10 protein-coding genes and 1 tRNA gene are annotated in these 12891 nt (G+C 62.7%); all 11 read right to left on the bottom strand.

Annotated features, from left to right (window positions below):
* Positions 1-2: 2 nt before the first annotated feature.
* Positions 3-290: a hypothetical protein gene (locus ACUDP5_RS09415; protein WP_263913800.1), complete on the bottom strand. Its 288-nt coding sequence runs from the start codon at positions 288-290 to the stop codon at positions 3-5.
* A gap of 112 nt (positions 291-402) precedes the next feature.
* Positions 403-481, bottom strand: a tRNA-Ile gene (locus ACUDP5_RS09410).
* 7 nt (positions 482-488) lie between these two features.
* Positions 489-2756 carry an RNA polymerase sigma factor RpoD gene (rpoD, locus tag ACUDP5_RS09405; RefSeq protein ID WP_263913748.1) on the bottom strand — a complete coding sequence of 756 codons (2268 nt, stop codon included), beginning with the start codon at positions 2754-2756 and terminating at the stop codon, positions 489-491.
* A 770-nt stretch (positions 2757-3526) separates the two neighbouring features.
* The gene (gene dnaG / locus ACUDP5_RS09400) at positions 3527-5572 is read right to left on the bottom strand and encodes a DNA primase (RefSeq protein WP_263913747.1); all 2046 of its coding nucleotides are present in this window, start codon (positions 5570-5572) and stop codon (positions 3527-3529) included.
* 19 nt (positions 5573-5591) lie between these two features.
* Positions 5592-5804 (bottom strand): 30S ribosomal protein S21, encoded by a 213-nt coding sequence (rpsU, locus tag ACUDP5_RS09395; protein ID WP_006218592.1) that lies wholly within the window; start codon positions 5802-5804, stop codon positions 5592-5594.
* A 347-nt stretch (positions 5805-6151) separates the two neighbouring features.
* On the bottom strand, positions 6152-6694 hold the full coding sequence (locus tag ACUDP5_RS09390; RefSeq protein WP_025135229.1) for a phosphoribosyltransferase: 543 nt from the start codon (positions 6692-6694) through the stop codon (positions 6152-6154).
* Between the two features lie 83 nt (positions 6695-6777).
* Entirely contained in the window at positions 6778-8073 is a 1296-nt protein-coding gene (locus tag ACUDP5_RS09385; protein ID WP_029953375.1) for an adenylosuccinate synthase, read from the bottom strand.
* Between the two features lie 76 nt (positions 8074-8149).
* Positions 8150-9307, bottom strand: coding sequence for an ATP phosphoribosyltransferase regulatory subunit (locus tag ACUDP5_RS09380; RefSeq protein ID WP_263913746.1), 1158 nt, complete (start codon positions 9305-9307; stop codon positions 8150-8152).
* Positions 9308-9552: 245 nt separating this feature from the next.
* Positions 9553-10458, bottom strand: coding sequence for a protease modulator HflC (gene hflC, locus ACUDP5_RS09375; protein WP_263913745.1), 906 nt, complete (start codon positions 10456-10458; stop codon positions 9553-9555).
* Positions 10459-10476: 18 nt separating this feature from the next.
* Entirely contained in the window at positions 10477-11781 is a 1305-nt protein-coding gene (gene hflK / locus ACUDP5_RS09370; RefSeq protein WP_263913744.1) for an FtsH protease activity modulator HflK, read from the bottom strand.
* Entirely contained in the window at positions 11747-12853 is a 1107-nt protein-coding gene (hflX, locus tag ACUDP5_RS09365) for a GTPase HflX (protein WP_175192630.1), read from the bottom strand. The genes hflK and hflX overlap by 35 nt, the downstream gene beginning before the upstream one ends.
* Positions 12854-12891: the final 38 nt, after the last annotated feature.

Here is a 12891-nt window from a genome sequence, read left to right as displayed (position 1 = left end):
CGTCAGAAGAGGCACGCCTTGTGCGAACACTCGTAAAGAAAACCTGCCACCCGAGCGGCGGGGTACAGCACAACGAGCGCCGTGCCCAACACCCACCACCGGCGTTGCCGACGAATGAGCAGCACCACGCAGACCGACCACGCGATGACCGCGGTCCAATAGGCGGGAAAGTACGGCCCCAACCCCAACATCAGCCAGTCGATACGAATCAGCAGCCCCCCCACCGCCACCGCAATCAGCAAGATGCCAATGAGCAGCCGGTTGCCGGATCGATTCATCTCAGTCGACATGCATCGCCTCGCTCGTAAAGATGGCCGGGAAACGCGTTGATGTTATTCGAAGCCCAAATAAAACAGCCGCCATTGCTGGCGGCTGTCGGTACCTGATTTCGCAGGATTTCTTTGGTAGGCCCCCCGAGAGTCGAACTCGGCACCAACGGATTATGAGTCCGCTGCTCTAACCAGGCATGAGCTAGAGGCCCAGGAAACTTACTGCCCTTCCAGGAAGCTCTTCAGCTTGTCGGCCCGGCTCGGGTGACGCAGCTTGCGCAGCGCTTTAGCCTCTATTTGGCGGATGCGCTCACGCGTGACGTCGAACTGCTTGCCCACTTCTTCCAGGGTCTGGTCGGTGCTCATTTCGATACCGAAACGCATGCGCAGAACCTTGGCTTCCCGCGGGGTCAGAGAGTCTAGCACTTCCTTGACCACGTCGCGCATGGAACCATGCAGCGCGGCGTCGGAAGGCGCCAGCGTCGAGGTGTCTTCGATGAAATCACCCAGATGCGAATCGTCATCGTCGCCGATCGGCGTTTCCATCGAGATCGGTTCCTTGGCGATCTTCAGGATCTTGCGGATCTTGTCCTCGGGCATGTCCATCTTCTGCGCCAGGGTCGCGGGATCCGGCTCGGCGCCGGTTTCCTGCAGGATCTGACGGCTGATCCGGTTCATCTTGTTGATCGTTTCGATCATGTGGACCGGGATACGGATGGTGCGTGCCTGGTCGGCGATGGAACGGGTGATTGCCTGGCGGATCCACCACGTTGCATACGTCGAGAACTTGTAGCCACGGCGGTACTCGAACTTGTCCACGGCCTTCATCAGGCCGATGTTGCCTTCCTGGATCAGGTCCAGGAACTGCAGGCCGCGGTTCGTGTACTTCTTGGCGATCGAGATCACCAGACGCAGGTTGGCCTCGGTCATTTCGCGCTTGGCCTTGCGGGCCTTGGCTTCGCCGGTGGCCATGCGCTTGTTGACGTCCTTCAGGTCCTTGAGCGGCAGCACGACGCGCGTTTGCAGGTCGATCAGCTTTTGCTGCAGTTCCTGGACGGCGGGAATCTGGCGCTCGAGCGTTTCGGCGTACGGATGGCCAGCGGCCACTTCGTCCACGACCCACTGCAGATTGGTTTCGTTGCCCGGGAACACCTTGATGAAGTGCGTGCGCGGCATGCCGGCACGGTCCACACACGTGTGCAGGACGGCGCGTTCAAGCTGGCGCACTTCTTCAACCTGGTTGCGCAGCGTGTCGGCCAGCTTTTCCACCATCTTGGCGGTGAAGCGGATGCCCATCAGCTCGTTCTGGATCGATTCCTGGGCGCGCACGTAGACGTCCGACTTGTAGCCGTCCTTTTCGTACGACAGGCGCATCTTGTCGAACTGCTTGCTGACCTCGTCGAACTTGGCCAGCGCCTTCACGCGCAGGTCTTCCAGCTGCTTGCTGGACATGCCGCCGGCGGGGCCGTCGTCGCTTTCGTCTTCGTCGGCAGTGACACCGGCGCCGGCGTATTCTTCGCCGTCTTCCGGATCCACCAGGCCGTCGACCACTTCGTCGATCTGCGCCTGGCCATCACGAACGCGCAGGATGTGCGCCAGGATTTCATTGATGGTGGTCGGGCAGGCCGAGATGGCCATGACCATGTGCTTCAGGCCGTCTTCGATGCGCTTGGCGATTTCGATTTCGCCTTCACGGGTCAGCAGCTCCACCGAACCCATTTCGCGCATGTACATGCGGACGGGGTCCGTGGTGCGGCCGAAATCGGAGTCCACGGTGGTCAGGGCGGCTTCGGCTTCGTCTTCGACGTCATCGTCGTTGGACGCGACCGGCGCGTTTTCGCTCATCAGCAGCGTTTCGGCATCGGGCGCCTGGTCATAGACCGCGATGCCCATGTCGCTGAACGTGCTGATGATGCCGTCGATGGCCTCCGCGTCGACGAGGTCGTCGGGCAGATGGTCGTTGATTTCGCCGTAGGTCAGGTAGCCGCGGTCCTTGCCCAGCTTGATCAGCTGCTTCAGGCGGTTGCGGCGGGCTTCGTATTCTTCGGGCGTGACGGGGCCGCGGGCGATCAGATCCTTGGGATCCGCCTTGCCACGCTTGCCACCGCGCTTGGGCGGCTTCAGGTCGGGCAACACTTCGCCCTCGCCGTCCATCGCGTCATCGAAACCGTCGGAATCGTTGTTCGCGTTCTTGGCGGGGCGGCCCGGGCGGCGGCCGCTCGGCACCGGACGCGCACTGCCCACCAGGTCGGCGAGCTTGTCCTCGGCCTTCTTGGCGCGGGCCTTCGTCACCTTCTCGGGCTTGTCTGCCGCTGCCGTCTTCGTCGCCGCCTTCTTGGCGGCCGTCTTGGCTGCAGGCTTGGCGACCTTCACCGCCGTCTTGGCGGGTGCTTTTTCCGCCGCCATGCTTACGACGCGCTTGGCCGTCGTGGCCTTGGTGTCGGCTGCATCAATTGCAGAGGAGGATTTGCCGGTGGATTTGGTCATAGTCGCTTCCGTGGTCGTCGCAACCCGTGTGGGCATGTTGCACCGTACAACGCCGCCTCCGGGCAAAGGCCCATCGCGGCGTCGATACGGGTAAAACTGGTGAATCGGCTAAGGCCTTGCGGCTGCGTTGTTCGCAGCACCAGCTCTTGCGAGCCCGCTTGGCGCCGTTCCGGTGCAATACCGGCTGGGCGCCTGACGTGCATGGCCTCATCCGGCGGCGGAACCCGGGCGTTGGGGGGGCTGTCTGCCTATAAATAGGCTGTGCTTGCTAACGGGTCATTGCCCTTGGCAGCTAGATAGACACAGCACCCAAACCACAAACGCTACACGGAGATACCCGTCGCCGAACTGCGTAATTCACCGCTCAGCTATAGTAATTAACTATGTAACAAATTTGACGTACACGTCCGCTTTTTTTCGCAGCGGCGCCCTGGGACTTTCCCGATCATCCGGGCCCCTCGCCAATACTGCTGGCGACAGGATGGGCAACACTACTGGCGAATAACTCAGCCGGCCTGCTCGTCAAACTGCATCACTATTAGATTCCAGCGGCGCAAATAGATTCCGTGCGCCACCATTTTCCTGCTCTCGAGTTCTCTCGCCCTCGATTCCTGCTTCCGCAGCTAACCGCAAGTTCAGCCGACACAACAACTTCAGCTAATACAAGTCCAGCCACGACATTCAGCCACCACAAATTCAGCCAATATTCAGCACCGCCAAATTTGCTACCAATGCCTGTTTGCTGCGGAAAACCCTTGATTTTACCGCATTTACCGCACACCGGCACCTTTCAGCACCGCCATGCGACTGGACAGCTCGAGATAGCGCTTGCGCTGCTCATCCGTCGTCAAGCCAGTGGCCGCCAATTTGGCCATTTCGGCCTTGGCCGAATCAAATTCGATCCTGCGCAGGGCGTCGTCCCATTCAGTCTGCGGGTCGGGCAGGTCCTCTTGCGACAGGATGTCGGCACGCAAGCCCTTGAGCACCGTTGCCAGGTCTGAATCGGGATCTGCGGCCTCCAACAAGGCCCCCACATGGCGGGCACCGCTGGATTGCGCCAGCATGATCAAGTCCCTTACCAATCCTAGATGGGGGCCATGGTCGATGACTTCAAGCTGCTGGTCTCCCATGGAGTCCACCAGCTCAGGGTGGGCAAGCAGCAGTCCCAACAGGCGTTTGGCCAGCGACGGCATGGTGCGGCGGCCTTCGAAGCCGCCGACGTCGTCGCGGCGTTTCCAATTGCCTTTGCCACCCTTCCAATCGCCCTTGCCCTTCCAGTCACTCTTGCCTTTCCAGTCCTGCTTGCCACCACCACCCCAGTTGCCGCCGCCGCCGCTCGGCTCACCGCCCGGCGACGCAAACTGGCCGACATCGACATACTCACCGTCGTCGGCGGGAATGTCATGGAAATCGTGGCCGCCAAAATCGTAGCCTGCATCCGGATGGCCGCCCTCGTGCTGCGGCCCGGCCGGATGCGCCTCACCCGCCGCCGCGGGTTTGGCCGGCGCGCCAAAAGGCTTGGCCGGCTGCTGCGCCAACACCTGCGCCATTTCCTCCGGCGTCAACTGCACCAGCTTGGCCATCTCGCGTTCGATCTGGACCCGCAACGCGCACTCGGGAATGGACGCCAGCAAGGGCTTGGCCTCATGCAGGCAACTGGCGCGCCCCTCGGCCTCGTCCATGTTGTGCCGCGAAGCCAATTCGTCCAGCAGGAAGCGCGACAACGCCACCGCCTCGCCCAGGCAGGCACGGAAGGCCTCGGCCCCCAGTTCACGAACATACGAATCGGGGTCGTGCTCCGTCGGCAGGAACAGGAAACGAATGGCGATGTCGTCGCGCAGCACCGGCAGACAGGCCTGCAGCGCACGCCACGCCGCGCGCCGCCCCGCGCCATCCCCGTCAAAACTGAAAATGACCTTGTCGCTTGAACGCAAAAGCTTCTTGACGTGGTCCGGCGTGGTGGCCGTGCCCAACGTGGCCACCGCATTGGCGATGCCCTGTTGCGCCAGGCCCACCACGTCCATGTAGCCTTCGACCACGATGATCTGCCCTTCCTGGCGGATCGCCTGGCGGGCCTCCCACAGGCCGTACAGCTCCTGGCCTTTGGAAAACAGCGGCGTTTCGGGCGAATTCAGGTACTTGGGCTCGCCCTTGCCGATGATGCGACCGCCGAAACCGATCAGGCTGCCGCGCGCGTTGCGAATCGGGAACATGACCCGTTCACGAAAGCGATCGTAGCGGCGCCCGTCTTCGGATTCGATGACGAGGCCAGACTCCACCAGGGTGGGGTCGTCGTAATTGGGAAAAACTTGCGAAAGCCCGTGCCGGTCGGTGCCCGACCAGCCCAAGCCGAAATGCGCGGCAATCTCGCCGGTCAGGCCACGTTGCTTCAGATAGCGGATCGCCGCGGGCGATGCGCGCAACTGCTTCAGATAGTGAGCCTGTGCGGCGTCCAGCACCTGCGTGTGGCGAGATTCCTCGGCCTTGCGGCGCGCGGTTTCCTGCTGTTGGCGGGGACTGCGATTTTCTTCGGGGACCGTCATTCCCGCCGAAGCCGCGAGCGTACGCACGGCTTCGGGGAAACTGGCGCCCGTGTGTTCCATCAGGAAGGTGATGGCACTGCCATGCGCTCCGCAACCGAAGCAGTGATAGAACTGCTTGGTGGGGCTGACAGTGAATGACGGGCTTTTTTCGTTATGAAAGGGGCATAGGCCAAGAAGGTTGGCCCCACCCTTTCGCAACTGCACATACCGCCCGACTATGTCGACAACGTCGACCCGGGCGAGTAGTTCCTGGATGAATGATTCTGGAATCAATAGATTCTGGAATCAAAGATCAATACAGGCGCGGGGGCAGTTGTTGGCTACGGATGCGCTTGTAGTGGCGCTTCACAGCGGCGGCGTGCTTGCGCTTGCGCTCGGCCGTGGGCTTCTCGTAGAACTCGCGCGAACGCAGCTCGGTGAGCAAACCGGTCTTTTCGATGGTGCGCTTGAAGCGGCGCAGAGCGGCTTCAAACGGTTCGTTTTCCTTCAGTCGAACGATAGGCATAAAGTAATTGGCCTGCTTGTAGGGTAACAAAAGTTGATGACAAACCTGGCTTGCTTGCCAGCGGCGCTGCGCGGGTTCTGGCGGGGATTCCGGCAAATCACAAACCCCTGCGCCACAGCACCTTGCAACGCCAACCAAAGCGCCAAGCGCCTTACGGCGTGCCTTGCGGCGTACTACGGCGCCAACACTCGCTGGCCGTTTCCGTTACCCAAAGACTACCCAAAGAGTAACAAGCCAAGTTCGGTTTAGCGATAACCAGCGATTCTAGCATGGTCATGGCCGTTTTGACTACCAGGGGAACGATCTGGTGCCATAGGCCGCCAGCCATTCCGTCCCCCTGAAATACGTCAACCCTTCGACCCTTTGCGGATCCAGGCTTCGAGCTGATGCGGGCGCAGGCTGTCGTAGTCTTCGAACGGCTGGTGGATCCAGGGGTTGGTCGGCAGCTTGTCGACGTAATAGTCGGGCTGCGCCTGGGAATGCCCCTTCCACCACAGGACGGCGCTGCGCAATTCGGTGATGTCGGCGAACTGGCTCTTCAGGTGGTCGTACACCTTCATGAACGTCTTGCCGGTATCGACCATGTCGTCCACCAGCAACACCCGCCCGGACAAGGTGCCGCGCGTGATGGTGATGAACTGCGCGATATCCATGTCGCCCTGCTTGGTGCCCGCCGCTTCGCGGTAGCTGCTGGTCGCCAGAATGCCCAACGGCACATCAAAAATACGGGACATAACGTCGCCGACACGCATACCGCCGCGCGCCAGGCACAGAATCTTGTCGAACTCCCAACCCGATTGATGCACCTGCAAGGCCAGGCGTTCGATCAAACGGTTGTAGTCGTCCCACGTCACCCACAGATGGCTATCGTCATTGGTCGGCGCGCTCATAGGCAAGGATCTCCTGCGTGAAAATACGAAAAGGCCGCCGCCGGTATGAGACCGGCGGCGGCCTTGGGAATAATAACCCGATGTCAGCCCTTCAGGGGATGACGCAGCACGATGGTTTCGTTGCGGTCGGGACCGGTGGACACCAGGTCGATCGGCACGCCGCAGACTTCGGCCACGCGCTCGAGATAACGGCGGGCGGCTTCCGGCAGCTTGTCGTATTCGGTGATGCCGACAGTCGATTCGCTCCAGCCCGGCAGCTCTTCGAGCACCGGCTGCGCCTGCGCCACGGCATGAGCGCCATAAGGCAGCACGTCGCGGAATTCACCATTGACGCGGTAGCCGACGCCCAACTGGATGGTTTCCAGGCCGTCCAGCACGTCCAGCTTGGTGATGCACAGACCGGTGATGCCGTTCAGGCGCACCGAGCGCTTCAGCGCGGCGCCATCGAACCAGCCGCAGCGACGCGGACGGCCGGTGACCGAACCGAATTCCTTGCCGATGGTCGCCAGGCGAGTACCGATTTCGTCGACCAGTTCCGTGGGGAACGGGCCCGAACCGACGCGCGTCGTGTAGGCCTTGGTGATGCCCAGGACATAGTCCAGCGACTGGGGACCGACACCCGCGCCCGCCGAAGCAGCGCCTGCGACGCAATTGCTGCTGGTGACGAAGGGGTACGTGCCGTGGTCGACGTCAAGCAAAGCGCCCTGGGCGCCTTCGAACAGCAGGCGCTTGCCTTCCTGTTGCATGGCGAACAACGTGCTGGAAACGTCCGCAACCATCGGGGCGATCGCCGGGGCCAGAGCCATGGCTTGATCGCGCACTTCGTTGGCCGAAACGGCTTCGGCGCCCAGGTACTGGGTCAGCACGAAGTTGTGGTAATCCAGCACTTCGGCGAGCTTTTCGTCGAACAGCGCGGGGTTGAACAGATCCTGCACACGCAGCGCGCGGCGAGCGACCTTGTCTTCATAGGCCGGGCCGATACCGCGACCGGTCGTGCCGATCTTGCCTTCGCCCTTGCGCGCTTCGCGCGCCTTGTCGACGGCGACGTGGTACGGGAGGATCAGCGGGCAGATCTCGGAAATGCGCAGGCGCGAGCGCACGTCCAGGCCGGCAGCCTCGAGCTCTTCGATTTCCTTGAGCAGGGCTTCCGGAGACAGCACGACACCGTTGCCGATGAAGCACGTGACGCCAGGATGCATGATGCCGGACGGAATCAGGCGAAGAATCGTCTTCTTGCCATTGATCCACAGCGTATGGCCAGCATTGTGGCCACCCTGGAAGCGGACCACGCCCTGGACGGATTCCGCCAGCCAGTCAACGATCTTGCCCTTGCCCTCGTCACCCCACTGAGTGCCGATTACGACTACGTTCTTGCTCATGTTACGAATCAATATCGAGTTTCTCGGGAAATCCGGAAATCTCCCCGCGGCCCTCTCGTTGCCGAGAGGGAGTTAGTCACAGCGTTCTGACCGTCCAGGCGCCGTCTTGCAGCGCCAGCTCGCGATCGCAAACGAATTCGTCCTGATCCTGCTCGTGACCGGGCAATACCTGAACGACAATCTCACCCGACCGGCGCAGACGGCGGACCGCCTCGGTCAGGGCGGGGGCTTGCCCCCAGGGCGCGCGAACCGCACGCGCCCGTTCCGCCGGCGGCAAACCCGCCGCCAGTTTGCGTAAATCAAGACTGAAGCCGGTGGCCGGACGCGCACGCCCGAACGCCCGACTGACATCGTCGTAACGGCCGCCAGACACCAGCGCATCGCGCCAGCCTTCGGCGTACAGCGCGAACTTCACGCCCGAGTGGTAACCGTAGCCATTGACATCGGCCAGGTCGATGCCGAACGCCACGTTGGGCATGGCATCCACCAGGACCTGCAGCGCATCCAGCGCGGCGGCCACGTCCGGCAACAGGGGCAGATCGTGGCGCGCCTGCTTGAGCACTTCGGGCCCGCCGTACAGCTTGGGCAGCAACTGCAGCGCCTTGAGCGTTTCGGCGCGCATGCCGGGCTTGCGTTCGGCCAGCTCAACCAGGCCCGGTACGTCTTTTTCGCGCATCAGGCGGATGATGTCCTGGGACACCGCCGCAGCAACGGGATCTGCCTCGACGATGCCGCGCAGCACGCCCGGATGGCACAGGTCCAGCCGGGGGTTGCGCACACCGGCGATGGCCACCGTTTCCAGCACCAGCTGGATGATTTCCAGGTCGGCTTCAAAGCCGGCATGGCCGTAGATTTCGGCGCCGATCTGCAGCAGCTCGCGGCTGGACAGGAGATCCGCCGGGCGGGCATGCAGCACGTTGCCGCAATAGCACAGGCGGGTAACGCCGGCGCGGTTCAACAAGTGCGCGTCGATGCGCGTGACCTGGGGAGTCATGTCGGCGCGTACGCCCAACGTGCGGCCCGACAGCTGGTCAACCAGCTTGCAGGTACGCAGATCCAGATCGCTGCCCGTGCCGGACAGCAATGAATCGATGTACTCGACCAGGGGCGGCGCGACCAGCTCGAAGCCGTAAGTACGGTACAGATCGAGAAGTTCGCGGCGCAATTCCTCGATGCGCCGGGCCTCTGCCGGAAGTACGTCGGCAAGGCTCTCGGGCAGCAACCAGTTACCCATGAATGTTTACCTGAATAACGCCTAGAGATGCGTGGGCGTCGCCCAAACGAAAAAGCGGCTGAGGGGGCGTAAGCCCGCTCAGCCGCTGCGGAATGTTTTCTAGCTTACGCGGTATTGTACATGGTTCAGCAGCCAGCGCCAGCCGGGGTATCCAGGGCCCAAAGCCGTCCCTTATTGCACAATCCGCCAGAAAAAAGCCCCTTGGCTGACCAAGGGGCTTTTGCGTTGCCGCGGGCGGTAAAGCCTTACTTCGCGGCAGGCACGGTGACCGGCGCCAGGGCCTGGCCCGCCGGGTCCTTCATGAACTGGAAGAAGCTGGAGCTGGGGTCGACCACCAGCACGTCGCCCGGCTTGGAGAACGAAGCGCGGTAGGCTTCCAGGCTCTTGTAGTACGTGTAGAACTGCGGGTTCTTGCCGTAGGCCTGCGCGTAGATCGCGGCAGCGGCGGCATCGCCCTCGCCCATGATGCCCTGGGCCTTGGCATAGGCCTGGGCCACGATCACTTCACGCTGACGATCGGCTTCGGCGCGGATCTTCTCGCCCTCGGCGGCGCCGATGGAACGCAGCTCGTTGGCGACGCGGGTACGCTCCGCTTCCATGCGGCGGTACACCGATTCCGAGATCTCGGGCGCGAACTCGATGCGACGCAGACGCACGTCGACGATCTGCACGCCCAGGGGCTCGGCGCGCTTGGCGACGTTGGTCAGGATTTCGGCCATGATCTTGTCGCGTTCGGTCGAGACCACGTCGCGCACGGTGCGCACGTTGACCGAGGCGTTGAGCGCATCGCGGATCTGGGCTTGCAGGCGCTCTTGCGCCGCACGCTCGTTGCCGCCGAAGGTCACGTAGTACAGGCGGGGATCCGCGATGCGCCACTTGACGTACGAGTCGATCAGCAGGTTCTTCTTTTCGGAAGTCTGGATACGCTCGGCTTCGTTGGTTTCGATGGTGAGGATGCGCTTGTCCAGCGTCACCACGTTCTGGAACGGCGGCGGCGCCTTGAAGTACAGGCCGGGTTCGCTGATGACCTTGCGCACTTCACCCAGCGAGAACACCAGGGCGTAGTCGCGCTCGCGCACCACGAACACGCAGGAAGAAAGGGCAGCCAGCACGATGAGCAGGCCGACCAGGATAGGCATAAGACGTTGCATGATCAGGACTCCTCCGGGTTAGCGCGACGTACGGTCGCGGGGCAGCGCGTTGCTATTGCTGCTGCCGGAAGGCTGGGGGGCCGGCACCGCATTGCCACGCAGAGGCGGCTGGACGGGCGGGCTGATCAGTGCAGGCGAACCGGGGTTGCCTACCGCGGACTTGCTGGCGTCTTGAGCCGCCAGATGCATGATCTTGTCCAAGGGCAGATACAGCATGTTGTTGTTGCTCTTGGTGTCGACCATGACCTTGCTGGCGCGCGTGAAGATGTCCTGCATGCTCTCCAGGTACATGCGCTGGCGCATGACGACGGGCGACTTCTCGTATTCGCCCAGGATGCTGGTGAAGCGCGCGGTATTACCTTGCGCGTCGCCGACGACCTTGGCCTTGTAGCCTTCGGCCTGCTCGGTCATGCGCGAGGCCTGGCCACTGGCCAGCGGCACGACCTGGTTGGCGTAGGCCTGGCCTTCGTTGATCTGGCGCTCGCGGTCTTGGCCGGCCTTGACGGCGTCGTCGAACGCGGCTTGCACCTGTTCGGGCGGCTGCACGTTCTGGATGGCGACCGTGCTGACCTGCACACCAGTCTGGTAGCGGTCGAGGATCTGCTGCATCAGTGCCTGGACCTGCGAGGCCACGGTGGTACGGCCTTCGTACAGGACAAAGTCCATGGACTGCTTGCCGACCACTTCGCGCATGGCGGTTTCAGACGCCTGGCGCACGGAGTCGTCCGGGTCGCGGGTCATGAAGAGGTAATCAGGTGCGCCATCCGCACGCAGGCGATACTGCACGACGAACTGCATGTCGACGATGTTCTCGTCCGTCGTGAGCATCAGCGCTTCGGGCAGGACCTTGTTGCGCGAACCGCCACGGAAACCGACTTCGAACGTACGCAGTTGCGAGACGTTGACGATTTCGTGGCTTTGAATGGGGTACGGCAGGCGCCATTGGAAACCGGCCTGCGACGTGCTCTTGTATTTGCCGAACTGGGTGACGACGGCAACCTGGCCTTCCTGGACGATATAGAAGCCGCTGGCTGCCCAGATGCCGACCGCGACCAGGGCGATCACTCCCAGTCCGATGCGTGCACCGCGCGGCGACGGCGGCGTCATGCCGCCCCGATTGCCGCCCGGGCGATTATTGCCGCCCCCGCCTTTGCGGCCGAATAACGATCCGATGCGATTATTGAAATCGCGCCAGACCTCGTCGAGGTCTGGAGGACCGTCTCCGTTGCCTTGAGGCCGCTTGGGCGGCGGCTCGGAGCCATTGTTGTTTCCACGACCCCAACCGGGGTCATTCAGATTGAAGAGTTTGATAATTCGAGGCATTGTTTCCCACAATCTGTCCGGTCTCCGCCATTGCCCCGCGCAACGCGTCCAGACCGGCGCGCTCGGTGGCGCTTACAAATACTCGCGCAATCGTACCATGGGCGTCGCGCTCCACCCGGGGTTCCAAACCGGCCCGGTCTATCTTGTTGTATACCAGAATGGTCGGGACGTTGGCAGCGCCGATTTCAGCCAGGACTTTGTTGACCTCGAAGATCTGTTCGTCGCGCTGCGGGCTGGCCGCATCGACCACGTGCAGCAGCAGGTCGGCGTGCACGGTTTCTTCCAGGGTGGCGCGGAAGGCGGCGATCAGGTCGTGAGGCAGGTCGCGGATGAAACCCACGGTATCCGACACGACGACGTTGCCCGCCCCTTCGATCCAGATGCGGCGCGTGGTGGTGTCCAGCGTGGCGAAAAGCTGGTCCGCCGCGTAGGTGTCGGCTCGGGTCAAGGCATTGAACAGGGTCGACTTGCCCGCGTTGGTATAGCCCACCAGCGACACCGACAAGGCGCCTCCGCGCGCACGGGCACGCCGTTGCGTGACCCGCTGGCGCTCAACCCGGTCGAGACGCTCGCGCAGCGTCTTGACCTTGGCGCCGATCATGCGGCGGTCCATTTCGAGCTGGGATTCGCCAGGGCCGCGCATGCCGATACCGCCGCGCTGACGTTCCAGGTGGCTCCACATGCGCGTCAGGCGGGTCGACAAGTGCTGCAATTGCGCCAGCTCGACCTGCAGCTTGCCTTCATGGCTCTTGGCGCGCAGGGCAAAAATATCGAGGATCAGCGCAACCCGATCCACCACGCGCAGGTTGAACAGGCGTTCCAGGTTGCGCTGCTGGGCAGGCGACAAGGGCTGATCGAACAGCACGATATCGGCGAGCAGCGCCTGGGCCATGCCCACGCCTTCGTCGGCCTTGCCGGAACCGATGAAGAACTTGGCGTCGGGGCGATCGCGGCGGGCGGTCAGGGTGCCGACGATTTCGGCGCCCGCCCCCTTGGCCAGCATGGCGAATTCTTCCGCGTGGGCCGTGAAGTCGGGATCACCGAGATCCACGCTGATAATCAGTGCGCGCATACATGCACCATTTTGGAGCCAAAGCGAAAATGCCCGCC

It is taken from the genome of Achromobacter sp. NCFB-sbj8-Ac1-l (assembly GCF_052695805.1).
The sequence above is the reverse complement of the archived record's forward strand: the minus strand, read 5'-3'. Positions and strand labels throughout refer to the sequence as shown.